This window comes from Pseudoalteromonas piscicida (genome assembly GCF_002208135.1).
Lineage (GTDB): Bacteria > Pseudomonadota > Gammaproteobacteria > Enterobacterales > Alteromonadaceae > Pseudoalteromonas > Pseudoalteromonas piscicida_A.
On the sequence record NZ_CP021646.1, the window covers coordinates 2167478 to 2192032 of the forward strand.

The window sequence follows — 24555 nt, forward strand, 5'->3', positions numbered from 1 at the left end:
CCCAAAAACGCGCTTAATGAAATTTTGTCATCGCTATTTATTTTTTATTAATTTCAACGAACTAATCTAATACCTAGCTAACAAATTGTGCGACTCAATATTTGAGAAGGCAGGCGAATAAGGCCTGCACATCAACATATCAAGCAGCTGTTACTGTAGTTAGCTTTGTTTTAGCCGCTAACGTTGCTTTACCAACCAGTACGAGCACCACGGCGCCAATAATCACAGGCGTAAATAAAAAGCTCCATCCCTCTAGTGCCAACATGATCAGTATTGGATTCGCGCCAGCCGGTGGGTGGGTGGTTTTTGTTACTAACATACTAAATACGCCAAGCCCCGTTGCTAATGCCAAAGTGAATTCGTTAACACCGATATACTGCGCAAAAATAATCCCGATGGTAGCGGTAATGATATGTCCAAAGATGACATTTTTAGGCTGCGCAAGTGGACTTTCAGGCACACCAAATACCAGCACTGCCGTCGCGCCCAAAGGTGCCATTAAAAAAATATGCTCAGCACTTATCGTTTGACTAAACGCCAATATTGCAATTGCGATAAACGCCCCTGCTCCAGCAATTAAAGCAAGTTGTATTTCTCTCATTGTATTCTTTCCCTTTCCAAAAGGTAGACCAACTTGTCTACCACGCAAACAGTAGACAAGTTGGTCTACTTCTGTCAACCTATAATCACGCTAATAAACATGACTGACTGATGAGTACAAAAAGACAACAACTGATCGATTGCGCAATGGGACTGTTCTATCAACATGGCATTCATGCCATTGGCATTAACGAAGTATTAAAGTCATCTGGCATTGCTAAAAAAACCCTGTACAACCATTTTGAGAGTAAAGAGGCGCTGGTGCTTGCAACACTTGAGCAGCGGCATCACCTATTTATATCTTGGTTATCTCGTTGCCTTGAAAATGCTCAAACGAATGAACAGCTCACAGAGCAGCTATTTTCAGCGCTAGATCAGTGGATTAATAATAAAGTGGCGGTGCTGGGCGATTTCCGTGGTTGTTACTTTATCAACACGGCGGCAGAATTTGGTGAGCTTACCAATCCAATAAATCAACTATGCCAGCGGCACAAACTTGCGGTAAAAGCGTTACTGAAACAAGCGCTCAACGACGCTGATGACGCCGCTGTCGAGCGCTTGTTTCTATTGAGCGAAGGGATTATTTCAACGGCCTATACCTGTCATGATACGGACGTGGCCAAGCGAGCACTCAAGAATTAAGATATTTTTCCACCTCTGTAAAGCAAGATGCAAACTTGCTTGGCACAAACTCGATAATGTCATACCGAGCCACTTCGGCGACATAAAAGGGATCTTGACGAACAATGTCAAGTAGCTCAGCTTCACTACTCGCCTTTGCCAAAATAACCCCACCAGTTCGTGGGATTTTTCTGCCAGAAGCGATAAAAGTGCCATTGGCATAAAAACGTTCTAAAAACGCAATGTGAGGGGCAAGCAGCGGCTCTACCTGTTCAATTTCGGTAACATAAGTAAGATTAACAATAAATATTGAAGCTGACATTAAGCTATTTTCCTGTGTGATTATGGTTCTGATTTGGGTGCTTTTTTACGTTGTTCTTGTTTGGCTTTCGCGACATTTTTAAAAACCGGTGGTGGAATAGGAAAAAGAGAAATGAGCGGCATTAAAGCCAAAAATAGATAGGCGCCTTTTGGCATTTTTTTGGCCCGTAGCACGACCTTAAAAAGTAAAAAGGACGCGATAAAAATCGCCGCAAATAACAACAATACTTCTGTGATCCCTATATCCATTATTATCTTCTCATCTATTTAACCTGAGGTTTGGATAACGAATGTTCTAACTCATTGCTGCTAAAACACAACTTAGTTTTTCTCCTTGTCTAGCCAGAGAGTTTTAGGGGAAACAAGGCGAATTTACGCACCAATAGCTGGCTATTGGAAGTGAATTCAACGCAGTTAGCGCTAAAACTGGCTGCTAGAAAGGCATTGATTATCCACAGCTCAGGTTATTCAATAAGCTGGATATGGAGATAAGATGGGTAAAAAGCAAGCGATGTAAAACAAATAAGATACGAACGAAAAAAGGCCCTGTGGGCCTTTGGATTTTAGTTACTTTGGGATAATCTGCGATCAGTACAGCATCGCAGAAACTGTGCTGTGATTATCAATCGCCATCGCGATACTTAGGACTGTGATATTGACTATTGAGAATGCAAATACTTGCCTCGCCCAACCATGTAAATCTAAGTCTCTTTGGTATCCTTTTAGCGCCATCAATAACCACCAAAAACTGGTTGTACAGGCCACCGCCATAAATGCTATGCCGGTATAACCGCTAAGCGGCAGTAACATCACCACGAGTGCATAAATGGCAATATACAAAACAATATGATGCTTAGCCTTTTCAACACCTTGCGCAACTGGCAACACTGGAATATTCGCGACCCGGTAATCTTCAAAACGGAAAATCGCAATGGCGTAAGAATGTGGCATTTGCCAAAGACAAAACATCAATAATAAAATGGCAGCGCCAGAGTCAAACACACCGCTTACCGCGCAGTAACCAACCACAGGAGGCACTGCCCCTGACAGGCTACCAACCACCGTGCCATACACTGAGTTTCGTTTCATGTATAAGCTGTAAACACCGACATAAATAAAAAAACCAAATGCGGCAAAACTCAGCGCAATCCAATTGGTGAAATAGGCTAAGAGCCCAAAGCCAGATAATCCGAGTACCAGACTATGTGACAGTGCAGCAACTGAGGAAATTTCCCCAGTTACTGTCACGCGAGTTTTAGTGCGAGCCATTGCCGCATCGATATCCCTGTCGATGACATTGTTAACTACACAACCTGACGCAACGACCAAAGATAGCCCTAGTAGAGTCAAGGCAAATAGCAGCCAATCAACTTCACCTCGAGAGGCCAATAAAAAGCCTCCTGCGACTGAAATCAAGTTTCCCATAATGATCCCAGGTTTTGTCACCTGAAAATAACGACGCAGCATGACTACTCTCCTGTTAATACATCATCATGGCGTTCGATTCGTAGATGATCCAGACCGACAGCCCCACTACCATCACAATAATCAACGCACTAAAGATAAAGGAAAGCGTGCTTGCCTTGCCTTCTTCCGTAACAAAATTCAGGTGTAAAAAGTACTTTAGGTGCACCCAAATTTGCACTAACGCCGTTGTCACTAACGTCCAGAATGTCGTGCTAGATGACAAGCTGCCACTCATCACGGCAGCAAAAGGAATGGCTGTCAAAATGACGGATAACACAAAACCAATTAGATACGACTTCACACTACCGTGGCTGTCGTGTTCATGCTCATGAACATCCATCTGTGCTAACGCTTGAGATTCACTATGGCTCATTACATTGCCCCCATTAAATAAACAACGGTAAATACACAGATCCACACGATATCTAAAAAGTGCCAGAACAAGCTTAAGCAGCTCAAACGCGTTACCGTTTGTGGCTTAAGACCACGACGTGTCACTTCAATCATCATCACTGTCATCCAAATCAAGCCTGCCGTCACGTGCATGCCGTGCAGACCCACCAATGAGAAGAAAGAAGTCAGAAAAGCACTATGCTGCGGTCCATGACCATGTACTATTAAGTGATGGAATTCATACACTTCCATACCAATAAACACCGCACCAAAAGCAAATGTCACCGCAAGCCAAGATAAGGTTTGCGACTTTTTCTGTTTGTTTGCCGCTATCATGGCAAACCCAAAGGTAATACTACTTAACAGTAGGGCCGCGGTTTCAACCGCAACAAAACCCAGCTCGAATATGTCTTTGCCAGACACCCCACCTGCCGTGTTCATGTACAACACAGCATAAGTGGCAAAGAAAGAGGCAAACAACAAACAGTCCGTCATCAGATATAGCCAAAAACCGAATACGGTATTTGAACCTGTGTCATGATCTGCATGCTCGTGAGCATCTTCTAACGCATGCAGCGTAGCGGGAGTAATTGCACTCATGAATTAACCCTCCTGTAATGCGCGAGAAAGGTGGGCAGACTCAATCTGCTCAATCTCGTCAACCTGAACATAATAATCAACGTCGCGGGTGTAACAACGCTTAATAAATACCGCGATAGCACTGACAAAACCGACCGCCGCTAACCACCAAATATGCCAAATCATGGCAAAGCAAAACACGGTCAAAGACGCGCTGATAAGCACTCCAGCCGGGGTATTTTTTGGCATGTGAATAGGCTGATAATGTGCAGGCTTTTGGTATGCCTGTCCCTGCTCTTTCATTTCTGTCCAAGCGTCAATATCATCAACTACAGGGGTTTTCGCGAAGTTGTAGTACTGCGGTGGAGAGTCCGTAGACCATTCCAGCGTATGTCCGTTCCACGGATCGCCAGTGGTGTCTTGCAATTGCTCGCGGTTTTTGTAGCTCACCACTAGCTGTACCACTTGGAAGACTATCCCAAACATAATGATAAAGGCACCAATACACGCGATGTATAGCCAAATGTTCCACTCTGGCGTGTTGGTATGATTTAGGCGACGTGTCATACCTAAAAAGCCCAGCACATAAAGCGGCATAAAGGCAACAAAGAAGCCAACCAGCCAGCACCAGAATGAGGCTTTACCCCAACGCTCATCAAGCTTGTAACCCATCACTTTAGGGAACCAGTAAGCAAAACCCGCTAGATAACCAAACACCGCGCCACCGATAATGGTGTTATGGAAATGTGCAATTAGGAATAGACTGTTGTGCAGCACATAGTCCGCACCTGGAATTGCAAGCAGTACGCCCGTCATTCCACCTACGGTAAAGGTCACCATAAACCCTAACGTCCAAAGGACCGGCACCGTGATCCGTAAACGACCGCGATACATGGTAAATAACCAGTTAAAGAGTTTTACTCCCGTTGGCACCGCAATGACCATCGTCATGACCCCAAAGAAAGCATTAACATTGGCGCTTGAACCCATAGTAAAGAAGTGATGTAGCCAAACAATAAAGCCCAAAATAGAAATCGCACCGCTGGCATACACCATCGACTTATAGCCAAAGAGGCGTTTGCCTGTAAAGGTTGAAATAATTTCTGAGAAAATCCCGAACGCAGGCAAGATCAAAATATAAACTTCAGGGTGACCCCATGCCCAGAACAGGTTGATATACATCATGGCATTACCACCAGCTTCATTGGTGAAAAAGTGGAAATCCATATAACGGTCAAGCGTTAGCATCGCTAGCACCGCAGTAAGAATCGGGAAAGACGCCGCAACTAGAATATTTGCCCAAGTACAAGTCCAAGTAAAAATCGGCATTTTCATTAGCGTCATGCCAGGTGCACGCATCTTAAATACGGTTACCAAGAAATTCACGGCAGTGAGCAATGTCCCAAGTCCGGATATTTGCAGCGCCCAAATATAGTAATCAACCCCGACACCCGGACTAAACGACAACTCAGACAATGGCGGGTACGCCACCCAACCAGTTTTTGCAAACTCACCAAATGCCAAGGATAAATTGATCAGAATTGCCCCGCCCGCCGTCAGCCAAAAACTGAGGTTATTCAAAAACGGAAAAGCAACATCTCTAGCACCAATTTGCAGTGGCAAGATGATATTCATCAAACCAATCATAAATGGCATCGCCATAAAGATGATCATGATCACCCCGTGTGCGGTGAAGATCTGGTCATAGTGCTCAGGAGGTAAGTAACCAGCAGCGCCGCTTGTAGCCATCGCCAACTGTGTACGCATCATGACGGCGTCGGCAAAACCACGCATTAACATAATTAATGCCAAGATAATGTACATCACGCCTAGGCGTTTATGATCGATTGAAGTGATCCAATCGTGCCACAGCACGCCCCATTTTTTGTGTTTTGTGACCATTGCCGCCACAATTAGACCGACAATCGCCACCACAGCTAACGTCACCATAATGATGGGTTCGTGATAGGGGATTGCCTCGATGGATAATTTACCAAACAACGACATAATTACTCCTCAGCCTTGCCGTGATGTGGATGCGCAGCATGCTCTGGTTTGGCGTAATAACTCATTTCGCCATGGCCCTGCATGTACTTCATAACTATGGTGTGGAATAAGCCCTGCTCTACCGAACCAAAATATTCAACGGGGTGATATTCCGAAGGCTCAGCCAGTTTCGTATAACGACCTGCGGTTAAGGCTTCGCCGTTTGCTTTGATGTCGGCAACCCAGTTATCAAAACTTGCTTTGTCTTTGGTCGCAGTGGCATCGAACTTCATACCCGTAAAGCCCGCTCCACTGTAGTTAGCAGAAAAGCCTTTGAACGTCCCCGGCTCGTTGGCAATCAGGTGAAGCTGTGTTTCCATCCCTGCCATCGAGTAGATTTGGCTACCAAGCTGTGGAATAAAGAAAGAGTTCATGGTGCTTTCGGAAGTGATTTTGTACTCCACTGGTACATTCGCTGGAAACACCAGCTCATTCACTGTGGCAATGCCTTGCTCTGGATAGATAAATAACCACTTCCAGTTTAGCGATACCACCTGAACAGTGAGGTGTTCACCCTTACCTTCCAACGGCTTGTACGGATCAAGCGATTGTGTAGAGCGCCAAGTGATCACCCCAAGCACGATAATAATCACAATTGGAATAGTCCAAACCACGGCTTCTATTTTGTTAGAGTGGGCCCATTTAGGTGCGTAGATCTCGTGGTCACGACCATCTCGGTACTTCCACGCAAAATATAAGGTAAGAATAATAACTGGTACTACAACGAGTAACATCAGTACAGTGGCAATGATGATCAAGGACTTCTCATCCATGCCAATTTGCCCCTTGGGATCTAAAATGCCACCACTACAGCCGGTGAGCATCAGCCCCAATGAAGCGAACGCATAATTCACAACACTACGTTTATTCAATTGATTACCCTTCAACGATAAGCTGCGGCTTATTTGTTAAGCACGCTGAGTATCTGTTTGTGCAAGCTGTGCTGCACAAGTTCGAATTGCACTGTATCCATCAGGAAAATACATTAGTGAAGGGAAACGCTCCTTTGATACCAGTCACTAACCATTTACCAAATAATCGATACAGTAAACGGACAATCACATTCGCTAAGCTTATAGTTCGCCCTAAAAGGACTGTAAGTAGCCGATTAATGTAATTGAAACTGAATTGCTGACTGCTGATCCAAATCGCGTAAATCAAACGCACTGGACTCAAATATTGCGATTACGCAAACAGACAGCGGTACCCAAAAGGAGGAGCACGACAACCATGTGCGCTAGGCACCGGTTGAGGTTGAATAGCCTCAGTAGAGGCGAATGCCGTTTTACGCAGCACGATGCCCGCGCGTGTAGGCAAAATAGTATGGAAAACTAACCAATAAAGACCTATCAATAATTGCAATGACAAGATAGGCTGAGCCAAAAACTCTCCGAGCATCACCAAAACAGAGTCAGGTAGTGAATTATCTGCAAAAAGTACTTCTAATTCAGCAACATCACCTAGCATGCCAGTGAATAATAATGCCGTGTTAAACATCATCAATGCACTTAGCACACTGAAAATACGACCGAATAACTGCGCACGCGTGATCGTACAACCTTGATAGGTTGTGTCGTCAGCAGTAGCAGTATGTCGAACATAGCTTAACAGTGGCACAGATTATCCTGATGTTTTTATCTTGATAGAATTGATTAGTTCAGAACTTTCAGTCTAAACTGAAAATTCGCAGCGAGTATAACAAAGTCGCTATTCGATTCAAGCGATATCTGCAATGATCTATATCAAATTTTCTTAATCTATATTGTCTAGTTCCCCCTTTGTTGATACATCGAGCCGACAATTAAGCAAAATGTCACAACGACTCTGACGAATGGTGAGTGAATTCAAGGTGTGATCTGAGACCTATTCGCATACGCGGAAGTGTGTACTTCCGCTGAGAAATGATGGCTAGCAAGGGTTTAGTACCCCTCACAACCGCTGGCAGTTGTGCGGTCAGTCTCCCCAATTAAGCAGCCTTATCGTCCCTCAACCACTTTGCCATTGAACTTGATATTCTCTTTACATCACAACCATCGTGATGAAATATCCAAACCGAAAAACTATATTCAGGATCTAGATATGCACCAGTCACAAAACTGCTCGGCGGGTAAACCGCCCACCAAACTGATTTTACTTCGGAGTAGGAGCTGCTTTACGCAGCGATCTCTAAAAGCCATTACCACACAACATCACCACCCGATATAACCAGCTTTGCATCGGAGTGGGAGCTGCTTTACGCAGCGATCTTTAAACTCTATTGCCACACAACCCCACCCTACAAAATCCACCGCAGTTAATCAGCATAAGGATAATGGACATGACGCTGCTCTTGTAATTTCATACCCAAATACTCAAAGGTCCCCACCAGCATCTCAGTAAATGGAGCCGGTGCTTTCTCTTGGCATGATGTCGACAAGATAGAAAACTGCTTTTCGCGCAGCGCTCTAAGCTCAGGCTTTAGCGCTTCGATGTCCATAAAGTCGGTTATTCTGTCGATAAATGCCTTCATTCTGGGTGTTACTGCATACCAATAAACGGGGGATGCAAAAATGATGTGCTCAAAACCGAGTACCCATCTAAATAGGTTAACAAAGTCATCATCACTGTGAGAATGTTTGTAGCAATACTCACCAATTTTATAGCGGTCTAAATAGATGAGTTCAGCTCTTTTTTCTTCTGCTAGTGCCTTTGCAGATTGGTAGGTATTTCCATTGGGGTTTGAGCTTGAGTAAATAACGACTGTTTTCATAATGTTCAATTCCAGTTGCACTAATAATTAATTGGGTGCTACCTTAAAACCTCACCTTAAGTTAAGGTAAAGTACTAATTTATGAAAACTGAAAAATTATTAAGAGACGAGCCGAATCTCAGCGTTGGTAAGGTTGCCCAAAGAGCTGACGTTGCGGTGTCTGCGCTGCATTTCTATGAGAACAAAGGGCTTATTCGCAGTTGGCGTAATAACGGTAATCAGCGCCGTTACAAAAAGGATGTGTTGCGCCGTATAGCCATTATTAAAGCAGGCCAAAAGATGGGGATAACCCTAGGGGAGATAAAAGAAACCCTTGATACTCTGCCCGACTCAAGAACACCAACCAAAGCGGACTGGGCCAAACTGTCTAGAGCCTGGCAAACAAAACTGGATGAAAAAATCGCTTATATGCAACGTTTAAGAGACTATGTCGATGGTTGCATTGGCTGTGGCTGTTTGTCGATGAAATCATGCCCTATCTACAACCCTGATGACATCGTTGCCAAAGAGGCTAACGGTGCGGTGTGGTTGGATGAGCCAGACAAAGCAAATAAAGCAAAATCTTGTTATGATAGCGAAAACCATTAAATAGGACACAATAATGAAAAAGACTGCCTTGTGCATGGCGCTAGCCATGGCAATGGGCCTGACTGGCTGCTCACTTTCTCCTTCGTCTGTCGAGACGACGCCTTCAGCTTCACAGCAAACAGTAGCAACAAATACACAATTCGCTGACTTTTCTCAGCAATTTATCAATAACTTATGGAAACAGTACCCAGAAGCATCGCTCTGGGCAGGCTTTGGCAAGTACGACGATATTATCACTGTACCAACCCAAGCGACTCGTGATGCAAGTGTTGCCTTCTCTCGGGCGCAACTGGCTAAGTTACAACAGTTCGACCTTGCTAACTTAAGCAATAGTCAAAAAATCGATTATCACTTGATTGAAAATCGCCTAAAACGCGATATCTGGCATATTGAAACCTTCAAAAGCTGGCAGTGGAATCCGTCAAACTACAATGTTTCTTATGGCTTTGCGACGATACTCAATAGCCGCTTTAAAACGGATGACGAAAAGCTCAAGCTCGTTTTAGCACGTCTTCAATATGTGCCAGCGTATTATGAAGCTGCACAAAACAATATAAGCAATCCAACACTTGAATATACTCAGCTTGCGATTGCACAAAACCAAGGCGCGTTTAGTGTATTAAACGACGAGTTGCTTGATAAACTCGCGACCTCATTATTAACAGCCGAGGAAAAAGCCCTATTCAAACAGCGCTTCGCTGCCGCGAAATCTGCCATCAATGGATATGTATCTTACCTTACCAACCTTGAAAAAGAGTTAAGCGAAAGCGGCAACGCGCGCTCATTTAGAATTGGTGAGAAGCTGTACGAAGAAAAATTTGCCTTTGATATTCAGTCTGGCTACACCGCCAAGCAAATGTATGAAAAGGCAATGGCCGACAAAACCCGTGTTACTAATGAAATGGTTAAGATTGTTGATCAACTCTGGCCAAAGTACTTTGCTGACAAGCCACGCCCAGAATCTGACATTGATGCGATTGCCACGCTTATCAAGCACCTTTCAGTCAAACACGTAAAGCGTGAAAACTTTGTGAGCGAAATCAAGGCGCAAATACCAGAACTTGAAAAGTTTGTGATGGAAAAAGATCTCATCACGCTAGACCCTGAAAAGCCGCTGGTTGTTCGCGAAACACCTGAATATATGCGTGGCTTTGCTGGCGCTTCAATCAGTGCTCCGGGCCCATACGACAAAAAAGAGAACACCTATTATAACGTGTCTCCGCTGGACTCAATGAGTGACGAGCAAGCTGAATCGTATCTACGTGAATACAACCACTGGATCCTGCAGATCCTAAATATTCATGAAGCCGTGCCAGGTCATTACACTCAGTTAGTTTACTCTAACGAATCTCCGTCTTTGGTGAAGAGTATCTTAAGCAATGGCGCGATGATTGAAGGATGGGCAGTATACACTGAGCGCATGATGCTAGAAGAAGGCTATGGTAACTTTGAGCCTGAAATGTGGTTAATGTACTACAAGTGGAATCTACGTGTGATCTGTAACACCATCCTAGATTACGGTATCCAAGTAAAAGGAATAAGCAAAGAAGAAGGCTTAGATCTGCTAATGAATGGGGCTTTCCAAGAGCGTGCAGAAGCCGAAGGTAAATGGCGCCGTGCAACCTTGAGCCAAGTACAATTAACCAGCTATTACTCTGGTTATCGCGAAATTTACGACTTCCGTGAAACACAAAAACAAAAGCTTGGAAAGGAATTTGACTTAAAAGCATTCCATGAAGAATTCTTAAGCTTTGGTAGTGCTCCGGTGAAATATATCCGCCAGTTAATGGCGAAGTAACATAATAATGCCAGCCTAATGGCCGGCATTATTTTTCAAAAATTGACATCACCTGTAGGTCGGCCTTTAGGCCGACTAACGTTTTAATTTAGAGGGTACCCTATAAACCTAAAGGCTACCCTTTAAACATTGGGGGATTGTCGACCTAAAGGTCGACCTACTTTACTATCTTCATTTCATCTAGCAGGTTTTGCGCATTATCAACCTTATCCATTACCCATAACATGTAACGCGAATCAACATGAATTGAGCGGTTTAGGTTTTTATCGTAATCCCAGTCACCAATAATGCTTTCATATACACCGTCAAACAGTAAACCTACTAACTCCGCTTTCCCGTTTAAAGTTGGCGAGCCTGAGTTACCACCTGTGGTATCCACGTTAGAAAGGAAATTCACCGGTACGGTATTCATGCCACCTGTATATTGACCATATACTTTTTCGCGGATCAACTGCTGTTGCTTTTTCGGCGCGTTAAATGGTTCTACATCAGTATTTTTAGCCAGCAATCCTTCAAGCGAGGTAAATGGCGTTGCCACTAAGCCATCTTGCGGTGAGTAGCCACCTACCGTACCGTAAGTGACACGGAGTGTGCTGTTAGCATCCGCATAAACCGGCTTATTTTGCGACTTGTTGTAAGCAATAATGGCTTCCATCAAGGCAGGACGTGCAGATTGCTGCTTACCAGCCAATTCTTTTTCTTCATCTTCGATTTGCTTCATCACTGCAAAAATCGCTTTTGCATATTGAATGAATGGATCAGAGCTTTGATTTAACTGCTCAAGCTCTAAATCTAACATCCAAAGACGGGCTTTTTCATCAGCAAGCTTAGAGTTGGCATACATCTCATCAAGCAGCGCTTGGTGCTTTGCTTTATTGAAGCCGTTTTCAAGTTGAAGCTGCTTATCGACTTCAGCTAAACGCGCTTCTTTTGGCAAGGCTGCATAAAGCTCCATGAAGTAAAGCATAATCGCTTTATCAACTGTTTCATCATAGCGGCGCGTCATACGCTGAAGCCCCGCTTTGATTTTTGGCATATCACGTTCTTGATAACCACTCTCACGCTCAGCATCAGGCTTTTGTTTTTCAACCGCCAAGCGGTAAAGTTGACGCGCAGTAGACATCATTTGCGAACGGTGGATATAGCCAACCATCATATCACGCTCATAATGGGATTGAGATTGAGCAACCAACTCGCTCAATTCGTTTAGCACAGCACCATACTTTGCTTTACGGTCTGCATCGGCATTGATCCAAGTGCTAAGATCGCGCTCAAATTGCTGCTTGCGGCTGTACATACTGCCTTTTTTGAAGCTCTCAATCATAGAGCCAAAGTTTTTGATGTAGTTGTTGTAACCTGCAATGGTGCTTTCATAAGCGATACGAGCTTGCGAACCTTCTGGTGCATTTTCTTCAATCAGTGCCACATACTTTGAGTTATGTTTACGTACCATGGGGTAAACCGTGTTAAACACATAATCTACTTCAGAAGCAATACGATAACGGTTGGTACGACCTGGATAACCCGTCACCATTACAAAGTCGCCCTCTTGCACGCCTTTTGCACTCACACTCAAGAATGACTCTGGGTTGTAGGGTACGTTATCTTTAGAAAACTCAGCGGGTTTACCATCTTTACCCACATATGCACGGTAAAAAGCAAAATCGCCAGTGTGACGAGGCCACATCCAGTTATCTATATCGCCACCATATTTGCCCACGCCCATCGCTGGCGTGTATGCCAGACGGACGTCTTTTATCTCTAGCGATTTAATGAGGTAATATTCCAATCCACCATGAAAGGTGTAAACATTACAGCGATAGCTTTCATCTTGCTCACACTCGGCAACAAGTTGTTTGCGCTTACTATCAATGGCATCAAAACGTGCTTTACCGGTCAGTGAGTCTGTCCCAGCATTAACTTTATCCGTTACGTTCGACACTTCTTTTGTCACATAAACGCGTGAGCCCGGTGCCGCCGGCAAGTCTTCACTTGGCTGTTTTGCTAAAAAGCCATTCTCAAGAATATTGTTATCTGTTGTTGAATTGTATTGAATAGAGCCGTATGCACAGTGATGGTTTGTCACCACCAGACCTTTAGGAGAGACAAATGACGCCGTACAACCACCTAAGCTAATCACCGCATTCATCGGGAACTCTGTGAGTTTAGAAATTGACTTAGCATCAATCTCTAGTCCTTTAGACTTTAAAATAGATTCAAGTTCAGGTAGTTGATGTGGTTGCCACATGCCTTCATCGGCAGCAACGTACTGAGAAAAGGCCAACACCATGGCCGCGGAGATAGCTTTAATACGCATATTCCAATCCTAAATATTATATTATTTTAATTGCGGTCAGTAATGTGACCCAAGATAGCGCCAAATAGCAATTTATTTCGGTGGAATTCGATAAACCGATGTAAACAACCGTATAGAAAATACCAAGATAAAACGCCTAGTTTTCACTTTTTTAGCGAAACATCTCTTCGGTTAATTCAAAGGGTTCCCAAGTCGCTTGCACCGAGCCAATTTCTTCTAAAATGCGTCCTTCCACGCCATCAAACGGTGCATTAGAAATCCACATTTTTACTTCACCCTTTTCACCAAACCCAAAGATAATATAGGGATCAACATCGGTTTCTGTTTCGCCTGTGTAATGGGTAATGCTCGGTAAATTACCGTAACCGTCGCCTAAACCACACCTAGCAGCAGGATGTTATCAACTTATAAAGTAAAGCTCTGATCTCAATTCGGAGTGGAACATGCCTAAACACAAGACCGCGCAGCAATGGCTGCAACTTTTCGAACAGCAGGAGCTTAGTGGGTTGTCTGTTAGTGACTTCTGCACGCAACACAACCTCAGTATCAAGTCTTTTTATAATCGCCGAAGCAAAATTCGTAAGCAAACACCTCCTCAGTCATCTTTTGTTGCCGCTAAGCCTGCAGCACCTGAGTCAGTTTCCCCACCTGAGTTGTTGCAACTCAAACATGGCCAGAGCACGGTATTGCTGCCATCAACAACAGATACCCTTTGGCTCGCAGCACTGCTGAAGGCATTGTCATGATCTGCTGGCAAAATAAAGTGGTTTACTTACATCGCCAGCCGGTCGACTTTCGTAAATCCATCAATGGACTTGCGGCGATTGTTGAGCAAGCAATGGCAACGTCCGCAATGACGGGTAACGTCTTTGCCTTTTGCAATAAAAGTAAGGACAAGCTGAAGGTGCTTTATTGGGATAAAACCGGTTTTGCACTGTGGTACAAACGCCTCGAAAAAGACAAGTTTAAATGGCCAGACAAAGAAGACGATGACGTCATTACGCTGACTGCCGAGCAGTGGCAATGGCTACTGTCAGGCTTGTCCGTCATTGCTCATAAGCCACTCAGTTATGGTTATAACGTATGATCATAACAGCGACTTTTTGAACGTAAAATAATCTAAGTTATTAATTTAAAAACAGTTAATCTGCTGGTAAAGTAACACTCATGCAAAACGAACTTGATGTATTACGCCAGCAGTTAGCGAAGCAAGAAGAGATCATTGCTCAGCTTCAGGCACGTAATAACTACCTCGAAGAACAATTCATACTGGCCCAGCAAAAACGCTTCGGGGCCAGCAGTGAGTCGCATCCGGCGCAAGCTGACTTGTTCAATGAAGCCGAAACGCTGGTTGAAGAGGTGCCAGAGCAAGACGTTGAAACCATCGAATATCAGCGTAAAAAGCCAACGCGCCAGCCTCTGCCAAAAGACCTCCCCCGCGAGCGTGTTGTCCATGACATCGACAACAAACAGTGTGGCTGTTGTGGCGGTGAGCTGCACAAAATGGGCGAGGATGTGAGCGAAAAACTGGAGTTTATCCCGGCCCAAGTCAAAGTCATTGAACATGTCAGGCCAAAATATAGTTGCCGACAGTGTGAAAAAACGCAAACCCAGATCAGGATAGTGCAAGCACCTGTACCACCTAGTCCAATCCCGAAAGGCATTGCCACGGCGAGTTTGCTCAGCCAGATCATCACCAGCAAATATCAGTACGGTTTACCGCTGTATCGGCAGGAAAGCCTGTTCAAACAATATGGTATCGCGCTTTGCAGACGCACCATGGCAGACTGGATGATCCGCTGTGCCAGTTTATTCAAACCACTCTACGACAGGCTGCACGACGTGTTGCTACAGCAACCGGTGATACAGGCCGATGAAACCACGGTTAAGGTGGTGAAAGAAGACAAACAAACTAATTACATGTGGCTGTATTGCAGCGGCACGGACTCGCCTGCGCCAGAGGCAAGCATCCCCAATATCGCCCTGTTCGACTATCAGAATAGTCGCGCGGGTCGCTGTCCTGTGGCATTTTTAAAGGGCTACAACGGCTATCTGCAAGTTGATGGTTATGCAGGTTACGAACAAACACAAGCGACACTGGTTGGTTGCTGGGCACACGCAAGACGCAAGTTCAAAGAAGCTGCGGATGCGCAGGCCAAAGGTAAAACCGGCAAGGCGAACTGGGCGCTCAACCATATTCAAAAACTATATCGGGTTGAAACAGCAATAAAGGGCATGAGTCTTCAAGAAAAACAAGCAACGAGAGAAAAACAAAGCACACCGCTGCTGGCACAGTTTAAAACCTGGTTAGAAAAATCAGCACAAACAGTGGTACCGAAATCGAAGCTAGGCGAGGCTATCCACTACACGCTAAGACAATGGCCGAAACTTATTCGCTACCTCGACGACGGACACCTAAAGATAGACAATAACCGGGCAGAACGCGCTATTAAACCGTTCGTCATAGGCCGAAAAAACTGGCTGTTTAGCTTCACCACAAGTGGCGCTGAGAGTAGCGCAATCCTTTACAGCGTGATCGAGACAGCCAGAGCAAATGGCCTCACGCCATTCGACTATGTGATGCATTGTTTAAACGAACTTGCTCAACCAGACTGTGATATCAACAGTTTACTGCCTTGGAATGTTAAGCTCTAGGTGTGGTTCGCTGCACGCTCACGGTTAATTCAAAGGGTTCCCAAGTCGCTTGTGCCGAACCAATTTCTTCTAAAATTCGTCCTTCGACGCCATCAAACGGTGCATTAGAAATCCACATTTTTACTTCACCCTTTTCACCAAAACCAAAGATAATCTGAGGGACAAGATCTTCCTTTATCTCTCCCGTGTGGAAGGTAATACTAGGCAGGTTTTTTGCGATTTTGTATGCTTTATCACGTTGTACACTGAACTCAGCGTTGTAATGCCTTCCTTGTTTATAATCCCACCACTGCGCTTTCACTTTATGCGGGATTTCAGCTCCCCAAAAAGTACCATTTGCATTAGCATTTCCCCAACAACAACCTATTGAGCCAGCTGGGGGTGAAAACCTATATTTAATTTTTCGAGCTCGGTATGTGAAGAGCAGCGACAAAGCAGTATTACTGCCAGTAAAACGGTGTAGAGCTTATTGTTCATCCTTTTCTCCAAGTCGAACATCCGTAGTCTTATTTGTTTTTGACCTTAACTTTGTATTGTGGGCGCTTAGCTAATTAAACATCTCATCGGTTAATTCAAAATGTTCCCAAGTCGCTTGTGCCGAGCCGATTTCCTCTAAAATTCGTCCTTCGACGCCATCAAACGGTGCATTAGAAATCCACATTTTTACTTCACCCTTTTCACCAAAACCAAAGATAATATAGGGCTCAACATCGGTTTCTGTTTCGCCTGTGTAATGGGTAATGCTAGGTAAATTACCGGCGATTTTGTACGCCTTGTCACGCTGTACAGTTAACGCTGCACCATAGTGTTTTCCCTGCTTGTAGTCCCACCACTGCGCTTTTACTTTATATGGGATTTCGGCTCCCCAAAACGTCCCACTTCCTACGGCATTTCCCCAACCACCGCCTACCGCACCAGCAGGGGAGAAAATTGTTCGTCAAATATCAGTTTCACCATCAAATCGCTTTTTTCATAAGCGGAAATACCTATATTTAATTTTTCGAGCTCGGTATGTGAAGAGCAGCTACAAAGCAGTATTACTGCCAGTAAAACGGTGTAGGGCTTATTGTTCATCCTTTTCTCCAAGTCGAACATCCGTAGTCTTATTTGTTTTTGACTTTAACTTTGTATTGTAGGCGCTTATCTAATTAAACATCTCATCGGTTAATTCAAAGGGTTCCCAAGTCGCTTGCGCTGAACCAATTTCTTCTAAAATGCGCCCTTTAACTCCACTAGCAAACTGAGAATTAGAAATCCACATTTTTACTTCACCCTTTTCACCAAACCCAAAGATGATATAAGGATCAACATCGGTCTCCGTTTTGCCTGTGTAATAAGTCACGCTCGGTAAATTACCCGCGATTTTGTATGCTTTATCACGTTTTACACTGAACTCAGCGTTGTAATGCCTTCCTTGCTTATAATCCCACCATTCTGCTTGAACTTTATGTGGGATCTCAGCTCCCCAAAACACACCTTTCTTTTGAGCGTTCCCCCAGCAACAGCCTATAGCACCAGCGGGAGGGGAAAATCTATCGTCAAATATCAGCTTTACCATCAGGTCACTTTTTTCATAAGCGGAAATACCTATATGTAATTTTTCGAGCTCGGAATGTGAAGAGCAACTGCAAAGCAGTATTACTGCCAGTAAAACGGTATAGAGCTTATTGTTCATCCTTTCCTCCAAATTGATTTATTTCCATTTTTATACGCTTTCCAAATTTGTACCTGCGGTAGCGCTTTTGCATTATTGTAAAACATTTCCCTTTGTCCATTTTCAGTGGCGTATTTTGCCTTTCTTTCTGCTCCATGAGCCATTTTATCCACAGCTCCCGTAAACCGAGAACTAATATGAATATAATGCTCGTATAACTTCTGCCAAGCTTGGCTTGCTGGCCCAGCTTTAAGGGCTTTAGGTACCAAAGTTGCGACCTCATTGCTAAGTTCATAAGGGTAGATACTTTGAAGACGCGCCATAGCTCTCAGCGGAACGCCATGTTGAACCGCCTCGTTATACATTTGGTGCAGTCCAAAATGGGCAAGGGTATTATCTATTTTACGTCTCCAAACGGGCCGGTATGTGGTGTAAAAATCCTTGTCTCTTCCCGAGCGACTTGCGCCATATCTAAGTCTTTTGAAGCGATAGACCATATCCACATTAATGCCAGGCCACTGATATTTATGTTCAATTGCCAATTTTTCCTGTTGTACTTTTGCTTCATGCTCTGGATTTCCGGGAATACCACGAATGCGCTTTAAAGGATACTCAATATCAATACTGATAGGGGCATACCCGCCCCCAATATCAGAATGAACGCCTGGCAGATAATCTTCTTTATGGTTAGCAAACAAGCTGCCATCTTTATTTTTTAACGAGCTTAGCGGGAATTTATCACGTCGCTCATCCCAAGCCGTTAAGTGATACACAGCCCCTGCGCTGGCCTGATTGAGATCGAGTCTAGCTGCATCGTCTAACTCATCTCTGGCATACAGCTCACCATGATCATTATCTCCATCCCCTCCAATAGACGCGACTGTATCGAAAATACCAACAAAGCGAAATACCACCTCTTTATTCGCTAATTTAGTATCTTGCTTTTCTCTCATTTCATTGATCAGATTAACAAACGCTCTTGCTGCCGCTGCGCCACGGCTAAAGCCAAAACAATCAACCAACAGAGTGTTACAAAGCTCAATTAACCCATTGTTATTTATGAACTTATCTAAGTCTGACACCGCTTCAATTAGCCTTTCGTCAAAAGAGTATGCAATTGCCAGATCGATGGTCGAATCTTTCTTTCCTGCCGAAGTGCCAACTCCTTCAATATATGAAGAAGTGGTAAACTTACCTTCATTTTCATACAACTCATGGAGCTTTGCGATATTCGTCGGCTCTTTATCATCAAAAGGGTCCAAAATATCGTTGTACTTGTTGTTGCCTGTACCATCAAAGAAGATCCCGATACTCGGTGGCTCGCTAATAAAATATAGGTGTACATTACCCTCACCTGACACTCTGTGTTTAATCAGCTGCACTCCGCCCTCAGCGCCAATCTTAAGTGCTTTTACTTTTTCTATATCAAGTAGGTCTGCATATGGCACATTGTTAAAAAGCACCTGCTCCGGCACACCTAAGATTTTTGCTTTTAGACTATAGCGACCATCTTCACTCAACTTGCCGAATATCAGAGGCGTTTGTGTTGCCCCTTCAGAGGCTCTGGACAATGTGGGAGTATTAGCACCTTGGATCACAAAACTCACCGCCAACTCCCCTTCCAGCGACACCAATATGCGCTTTTCAGCCACCTCAGGTGATTTATCGACGTTAATCGAGGCCAATACCTGTTCAACCGGTGTTAACGGGTCTAATTGGCTTGCGCCAATGGGCTGATTAAGATCAACCCCACCACTGCTTGTAAAGGCATTGTTTCTAATCTCTGCTTTGAAATAAGACTTGCGTTTAACGATGATTAGCTGCTCCCTAGAACCGGCAGCACTGCCAGACCTTACACTTTGTAAGCCCTTTTTGGTCTTTATAAAAACACGAGTAAATTCGTCACGCTTAACATGGCGCCAATTATGTCTTTGTTGCAATACTATCCAATCACTGGCATGAGGCTTTAGTTGCGTTCTAATTTCTGACGGTAAATGAGCGGTTGTGGTATGGGGTGGTAAGACTTCCAGCTCATCGATTTGTTGGTCAATTAACCAATTATGTTTTTCTTCAACTATTTTCATCCTTGTTCACCAGAATTAGTTTTTCATATCATCCTTTCGCATTAAAATAGGCTAACATTCAACCACTCAATTGGTAAATAAAATTTAATGAAATCGTAAATAAAACGTCTTATGGCGATAAGTTTTCAACGCCTAGGTCTTTGCTATATCAGCTGCAAAAGTAACGTGTGAGTTAGCTAAACTTTTTACATCATTTGTCACCCATAAATGATAGGATCGCCGCAATTGTCAGTAATGAGTCAAATTTATGCTTTCGTGTAACAACATCACTATGCAGTTTGGTGCAAAACCACTGTTTGAGAATATTTCCGTTAAGTTTGGTGACGGCAACCGCTACGGCCTAATAGGCGCTAACGGCTGCGGTAAATCCACCTTTATGAAAATCCTAAGCAAAGAGCTAGAGCCAAGTTCAGGTAACGTAAACTACGATCCAAACGAGCGCATCGCTAAGCTAAATCAGGATCAATTTGCCTACGAGCAATATACGGTTGTAGACACAGTGATCATGGGTCATAAAGAGCTGTGGGAAATCAAGCAAGAGCGCGATCGCATTTACTCATTACCAGAAATGAGCGAAGAAGACGGCATGCGTGTTGCCGACCTTGAAACGCAATTTGCTGAAATGGATGGCTATTCCGCAGAAGCAAAAGCGGGTGAATTACTCCTGGGTGTGGGTATTCCAACCGAGCAACATTATGGCTTGATGTCAGAAGTTGCTCCGGGCTGGAAACTGCGTGTACTACTTGCACAGGTATTATTTGCAGAGCCAGATATCATGCTCTTAGACGAACCAACCAACAACTTGGATATCTATACTATCAAGTGGTTGGAAGACGTATTGAATCAGCGTGATTGTACTATGATCATCATCTCGCACGACCGCCACTTCTTAAACTCAGTGTGTACACACATGGCGGATATCGACTATGGCGATCTGCGTATTTACTCAGGTAATTACGATGAATACATGTTTGCTGCGACGCAAGCTCGCGAGCGCCTGTTATCAGACAACGCCAAGAAAAAGGCGCAAATTGCTGAGCTACAGCAATTCGTTTCGCGCTTCTCTGCAAACGCCTCAAAAGCGAAGCAAGCGACATCTCGTGCTAAGCAAATTGACAAGATCCAACTGGAAGAAGTTAAAGCATCAAGTCGTCAAAATCCATTTATTCGTTTCGAGCAAGAAAAGCCGCTATTCCGTAACGCGCTTGAGCTTATCTCGCTATCACAAGGTTATGACGACACCCTATTTTCTGACCTAAATGGCCTTGTTGAAGTTGGCGAGAAAGTTGCCATCATCGGTGAAAATGGTGCAGGTAAAACAACACTACTCAACACCTTAGCGGGCCGTAAAGCGCCGCAAGCAGGTGAGTATAAATGGTCAGAAAACGCCAATATTGGTTACTATGCGCAAGACCATGCTGACGAATTTGAAAAAGATCTGGATCTTTTCCAATGGATGGAACAGTGGCAACAGCCTGGCGATGATGAGCAAGTCGTACGCGGCTTCCTTGGCCGTATGCTGTTCTCTCAAAACGACATCAAAAAGTCAGTTAAGGTGATCTCAGGTGGTGAACAAGGCCGTATGCTATTTGGTAAAATCATGATGCATAAGCCAAATATCCTACTAATGGACGAACCAACGAACCACATGGATATGGAATCAATCGAGTCTCTCAACTTGGCACTTGAACAATACGAAGGTACGTTATTCTTCGTATCGCACGACCGCCAGTTTGTCTCATCACTTGCAACGCGCATTTGGGAAATTAAAGACGGTAAGATCACCGACTTCCATGGTACGTACGACGAGTACCTCGCGAAGAAAGCGGCTGAAGCCGTATAAGATTAGACTGTAAAGGGCCAAATTGGCCCTTTTTATTTTCTCAAGCACAACGGATCTATGCCCCCTCACAAAGTAGAACAAAAAATAGACAAAGCTGCAATTTTGCTGTTAGCATTGTTCTCGCAAAAATTGGAATAATAAAAGGGTCGGCTATGGAACGTTTACAGAATATGTATTCGATAATGTTGCTGTCTAAGCTGAAAGCAAGCTTTCCAGAATCGTGCGATATCAATCACCACACTTTTTCACTCCCACACGTAGATCAACAACTACTCGACGATGTTGTGACCACTCACCTCAATGAAGGGCTTATCCAAGCGGATGGCCGTGATCAGTACAGTTTGACGACAAAAGCGATTGCACTGTTTGGCGAAGACGAATAACGAAAACAATAACTTAATAATAAAGAAATAAGCGCACCGAAGTGCGCTTCCAAGTTATTAACCTGAGATCAGGTTAACTAGGGACTGTGATGCTACGCTTAGCATCTGCAACCAAAGTGACTTGGTTACCTATGAAATCTACGTCTAAATCCGACAATACCAGCCAGCAACATGAGACCCGCAAACATTGAACCACCAGATGACTCAGAGTCAGTTGAAGGCTTATCAGGCACTTGATCAATCAAGGTATTTGCTTTTGGACTTAAGCCTTGAGCTGATTTGGGGTCATCATCCAGCACAGTAATTGCGTTTATAGTCACAAAGTTAGCTGCCCCTGGCTCACTATTGCTATCTTTACACTGTTCATCAGTGAAGTTAACTAATGGCACATTACCACAACGAGGAATTTTTGCTATCGCTGCTAATATTTCCATGCCATCACCAGTCACTTGACCAAAAACTGTGAAGCCACCGTTGTCAACGTCCAAATTTTTACTGTTGTCTACCAAGTTAAAGAACCATTGGCTTGTCGCACTGTCAGGTCTATTTGCTACCTTTGCCATTGCAATAGTGCCTTTAACGTTAGACCACTTTGGTTCATTTTTTACAGCATCGTAAGTAGCGATGGCGTCAAGAGGCACGTCTCCTTCATATTTGAAGCCACCACCTTGCACAACAAAATCTGGAATAACGCGGTGAATAACCGTATCAGAATAACGCCCGTTATCTACGTATTTCAAAAAGTTTTCCACGGTTTTAGGCGTGCTTTCATCAAATAGATTGACCTGAAAGCTACCATGAGAAGTTTGAAATTCGACAATCGTTGCATTAGCAGCGAAGCTTCCCAACAAAGTTGAAGCGAGCAATAGAGAGTTTAGCTTGAACATACTTTTCCACTTGGTTATTTTAATTCTCTTTGCAAACTAGAATAAAAATTTATTTATAAGTCGGCTAGCAATTCATTGCCAGTGGTAACAATTAAGAACATTTGCAGACTTAGATTTACAAAAACTGGTTAGGAACCCACCACACCTTGAGCAAGTTTTAGTCAAACAAACGAATTTCACCGCATAACTCCTCGGAGTAGACGGTTTATACATGCAACACTTCGTCATTTTTTATATGATGCGCCCGATTATAATTCTAAATCCAGGACAACAAGTATATGAGTAATTCCTCTGAAGCGACGATGGAGATGAATACCATCAGCGATGGGCGCTGGACCCAACACGACACCCATTGGGTGTTAAGTTTATTTGGCACTGCGGTCGGCGCAGGTATTTTATTCTTGCCAATTAACATTGGTATTGGTGGTTTTTGGCCACTACTAATCATGACCGTGCTTGCCTTCCCTATGACCTTTTTAGCACACCGAGGATTGGCACGGTTCGTCCTTTCATCAAAGCAAAAAGATGCCGATTTTACGGATGTAGTAGAAGAGCACTTCGGCGCAGGGGCTGGTCGTTTAATTTCTTTACTTTACTTTTTCTCTATTTTTCCTATTTTGCTTATCTATGGTGTTGGCCTAACCAATACCGTCGACAGCTTTATCGTCAATCAACTTGGCTTTGAGTCGCCATCTCGTATTTTGCTCTCTGGTTTGCTCGTTGCCGGCATGATTGCCATCATGCTAGGCGGCGAAAAGCTGCTACTGCGAGCTTTTGCTATTTTGGTTTACCCGCTGGTTGGGGTATTACTGTTTTTATCACTCTATTTAGTGCCTAACTGGCAAATGCCAGTGGTAAGCACGCCTGATGTTGCGAGCTTAACCGAATTGCTTTGGCTATCCGTTCCTATCGTAGTATTTTCATTTAGCCATGCAGCCGCCATTTCTAGCTTTGCTAACGTACAGCGTCGTCACTACAAAAGTGAGGCAGTTCAAAAATCAGAAGCGATCCTTCGTACGACCTCCATTATGTTGATAGTGTTTGTTTTGCTATTCGTATTCTCCTGCGTATTCTCTTTAACACCAGAACAAATGGAAGAAGCAAAATCAGCAAACGTGTCTGTTTTATCCTATTTAGCTAACGTGTATAACAATCCATTTATTGAAATGCTTGGCCCTCTTGTGGCATTTATCGCGATTACTTCGTCTTTCCTAGGCCACTTCCTTGGTGCACGTGAAAGCTTTAACGGCCTTGCAACCAAGCAAACGAGCATGAGCTACAAGCTTGCTGACAAGCTAGGCGTGGTATTTATGTTTGTTGCCATTTGGGTATGCGCCGTATTAAACCCAAGTATTTTGGACATGATGGGGGCAATCTCAGGCCCGATCATTGCGATGATCTTGTTTATCATGCCAACCATTGCCGTGTTTAAAGTACCGGCACTACAAAAATACAAAAGCCACATTGGCACTTATTTTGTGCTATTCGTCGGCTTGCTGGCGGTTTCTGCATTACTGTATAACATGCTAGGCTAACCAAAAGGGAGGCATCGCCTCCCTCACCTTTCTTG

The 24555-nt window shown here is 44.0% G+C and carries 23 protein-coding genes and 3 pseudogenes; 9 read left to right on the top strand and 17 right to left on the bottom strand.

The genetic code is table 11. From position 1 onward, the window contains the following. Positions 1-139: 139 nt before the first annotated feature. Positions 140-601 (bottom strand): HPP family protein, encoded by a 462-nt coding sequence (locus tag B1L02_RS10175; protein WP_088530930.1) that lies wholly within the window; start codon positions 599-601, stop codon positions 140-142. A gap of 110 nt (positions 602-711) precedes the next feature. On the opposite strand from B1L02_RS10175, the gene B1L02_RS10180 reads away from it, so the two are divergent. Further along, positions 712-1242, top strand: coding sequence for a TetR/AcrR family transcriptional regulator (locus B1L02_RS10180; RefSeq protein WP_088530931.1), 531 nt, complete (start codon positions 712-714; stop codon positions 1240-1242). Here the strand turns inward: B1L02_RS10180 and B1L02_RS10185 are convergent. From B1L02_RS10185 to B1L02_RS10230, 9 genes are all read right to left on the bottom strand, one after another. After that, complete coding sequence (locus tag B1L02_RS10185; protein ID WP_017218864.1) at positions 1232-1543, bottom strand: YciI family protein; 312 nt, start codon at positions 1541-1543, stop codon at positions 1232-1234. The genes B1L02_RS10180 and B1L02_RS10185 overlap by 11 nt on opposite strands. A 20-nt stretch (positions 1544-1563) precedes the next feature. Then, positions 1564-1791, bottom strand: a complete 228-nt coding sequence (locus tag B1L02_RS10190) for a hypothetical protein (RefSeq protein ID WP_088530932.1) — start codon at positions 1789-1791, stop codon at positions 1564-1566. 339 nt (positions 1792-2130) lie between these two features. After that, positions 2131-3009 carry a heme o synthase gene (gene cyoE, locus B1L02_RS10195; RefSeq protein ID WP_045965423.1) on the bottom strand — a complete coding sequence of 293 codons (879 nt, stop codon included), beginning with the start codon at positions 3007-3009 and terminating at the stop codon, positions 2131-2133. A 13-nt stretch (positions 3010-3022) separates the two neighbouring features. Continuing rightward, positions 3023-3382 carry a cytochrome o ubiquinol oxidase subunit IV gene (gene cyoD, locus B1L02_RS10200; RefSeq protein ID WP_017218861.1) on the bottom strand — a complete coding sequence of 120 codons (360 nt, stop codon included), beginning with the start codon at positions 3380-3382 and terminating at the stop codon, positions 3023-3025. Further along, positions 3382-4002 carry a cytochrome o ubiquinol oxidase subunit III gene (cyoC, locus tag B1L02_RS10205; protein ID WP_010606488.1) on the bottom strand — a complete coding sequence of 207 codons (621 nt, stop codon included), beginning with the start codon at positions 4000-4002 and terminating at the stop codon, positions 3382-3384. Before cyoC ends, cyoD begins: the two co-directional genes overlap by 1 nt. 3 nt (positions 4003-4005) lie before the next feature. Further along, positions 4006-5988 (bottom strand): cytochrome o ubiquinol oxidase subunit I, encoded by a 1983-nt coding sequence (cyoB, locus tag B1L02_RS10210; protein WP_088530933.1) that lies wholly within the window; start codon positions 5986-5988, stop codon positions 4006-4008. Positions 5989-5990: 2 nt separating this feature from the next. Continuing rightward, positions 5991-6851 carry a ubiquinol oxidase subunit II gene (cyoA, locus tag B1L02_RS10215; protein ID WP_410477305.1) on the bottom strand — a complete coding sequence of 287 codons (861 nt, stop codon included), beginning with the start codon at positions 6849-6851 and terminating at the stop codon, positions 5991-5993. Between the two features lie 361 nt (positions 6852-7212). Continuing rightward, the gene (locus B1L02_RS10220; protein ID WP_088530935.1) at positions 7213-7644 is read right to left on the bottom strand and encodes a hypothetical protein; all 432 of its coding nucleotides are present in this window, start codon (positions 7642-7644) and stop codon (positions 7213-7215) included. Positions 7645-8320: 676 nt separating this feature from the next. Further along, positions 8321-8776 (bottom strand): flavodoxin family protein, encoded by a 456-nt coding sequence (locus B1L02_RS10230; RefSeq protein ID WP_088530936.1) that lies wholly within the window; start codon positions 8774-8776, stop codon positions 8321-8323. An 81-nt stretch (positions 8777-8857) separates the two neighbouring features. Here B1L02_RS10230 and soxR point away from each other — a divergent pair, with 81 nt between their 5' ends. Continuing rightward, a complete protein-coding gene (soxR, locus tag B1L02_RS10235) occupies positions 8858-9364 on the top strand; it encodes a redox-sensitive transcriptional activator SoxR (RefSeq protein ID WP_088530937.1) in 507 nt (168 codons plus the stop codon). 13 nt (positions 9365-9377) lie between these two features. Further along, positions 9378-11162 carry a DUF885 domain-containing protein gene (locus B1L02_RS10240; RefSeq protein WP_088530938.1) on the top strand — a complete coding sequence of 595 codons (1785 nt, stop codon included), beginning with the start codon at positions 9378-9380 and terminating at the stop codon, positions 11160-11162. Positions 11163-11319: 157 nt separating this feature from the next. On the opposite strand, the gene B1L02_RS10245 is transcribed toward B1L02_RS10240, so the two are convergent. Together B1L02_RS10245 and B1L02_RS25085 are read right to left on the bottom strand one after the other, a co-directional pair. Beyond that, positions 11320-13479, bottom strand: coding sequence for a S46 family peptidase (locus tag B1L02_RS10245; protein ID WP_088530939.1), 2160 nt, complete (start codon positions 13477-13479; stop codon positions 11320-11322). 151 nt (positions 13480-13630) lie between these two features. Beyond that, a pseudogene (locus B1L02_RS25085) lies at positions 13631-13840 on the bottom strand (hypothetical protein); the annotation flags it as partial. Between the two features lie 82 nt (positions 13841-13922). On the opposite strand from B1L02_RS25085, the gene tnpA reads away from it, so the two are divergent. The 3 genes from tnpA to tnpC all read left to right on the top strand — a co-directional run bounded on the left by tnpA (position 13923) and on the right by tnpC (position 16134). Further along, positions 13923-14225: an IS66 family insertion sequence element accessory protein TnpA gene (gene tnpA, locus B1L02_RS10255; protein ID WP_088530887.1), complete on the top strand. Its 303-nt coding sequence runs from the start codon at positions 13923-13925 to the stop codon at positions 14223-14225. After that, on the top strand, positions 14222-14566 hold the full coding sequence (gene tnpB / locus B1L02_RS10260) for an IS66 family insertion sequence element accessory protein TnpB (protein ID WP_088530845.1): 345 nt from the start codon (positions 14222-14224) through the stop codon (positions 14564-14566). The genes tnpA and tnpB overlap by 4 nt, the downstream gene beginning before the upstream one ends. Positions 14567-14646: 80 nt before the next feature. Next, entirely contained in the window at positions 14647-16134 is a 1488-nt protein-coding gene (gene tnpC, locus B1L02_RS10265) for an IS66 family transposase (RefSeq protein WP_088530886.1), read from the top strand. Here the strand turns inward: tnpC and B1L02_RS25090 are convergent. From B1L02_RS25090 to B1L02_RS10285, 4 genes and pseudogenes are all read right to left on the bottom strand, one after another. Next, positions 16124-16611: pseudogene (locus B1L02_RS25090) on the bottom strand (hypothetical protein). The gene tnpC and the pseudogene B1L02_RS25090 sit on opposite strands and share 11 nt — an antisense overlap. 70 nt (positions 16612-16681) lie before the next feature. Beyond that, a pseudogene (locus B1L02_RS25095) lies at positions 16682-17208 on the bottom strand (hypothetical protein). Positions 17209-17278: 70 nt separating this feature from the next. Further along, a complete protein-coding gene (locus tag B1L02_RS10280; protein WP_088530940.1) occupies positions 17279-17809 on the bottom strand; it encodes a hypothetical protein in 531 nt (176 codons plus the stop codon). Beyond that, positions 17806-19872 (bottom strand): T6SS phospholipase effector Tle1-like catalytic domain-containing protein, encoded by a 2067-nt coding sequence (locus B1L02_RS10285; protein ID WP_088530941.1) that lies wholly within the window; start codon positions 19870-19872, stop codon positions 17806-17808. Before B1L02_RS10285 ends, B1L02_RS10280 begins: the two co-directional genes overlap by 4 nt. A gap of 247 nt (positions 19873-20119) precedes the next feature. Here B1L02_RS10285 and B1L02_RS10290 point away from each other — a divergent pair, with 247 nt between their 5' ends. Both B1L02_RS10290 and B1L02_RS10295 read left to right on the top strand, forming a co-directional pair. After that, positions 20120-21715 (top strand): ABC-F family ATPase, encoded by a 1596-nt coding sequence (locus B1L02_RS10290; RefSeq protein ID WP_088530942.1) that lies wholly within the window; start codon positions 20120-20122, stop codon positions 21713-21715. A 152-nt stretch (positions 21716-21867) separates the two neighbouring features. Then, positions 21868-22098: a hypothetical protein gene (locus tag B1L02_RS10295; protein ID WP_088530943.1), complete on the top strand. Its 231-nt coding sequence runs from the start codon at positions 21868-21870 to the stop codon at positions 22096-22098. A 125-nt stretch (positions 22099-22223) separates the two neighbouring features. Here the strand turns inward: B1L02_RS10295 and B1L02_RS10300 are convergent, their stop codons facing one another. Further along, positions 22224-22985, bottom strand: coding sequence for a peptidylprolyl isomerase (locus B1L02_RS10300; RefSeq protein ID WP_088530944.1), 762 nt, complete (start codon positions 22983-22985; stop codon positions 22224-22226). Positions 22986-23263: 278 nt separating this feature from the next. Here B1L02_RS10300 and B1L02_RS10305 point away from each other — a divergent pair, with 278 nt between their 5' ends. Then, complete coding sequence (locus tag B1L02_RS10305) at positions 23264-24520, top strand: aromatic amino acid transport family protein (protein WP_088530945.1); 1257 nt, start codon at positions 23264-23266, stop codon at positions 24518-24520. Positions 24521-24555 lie beyond the last annotated feature (35 nt).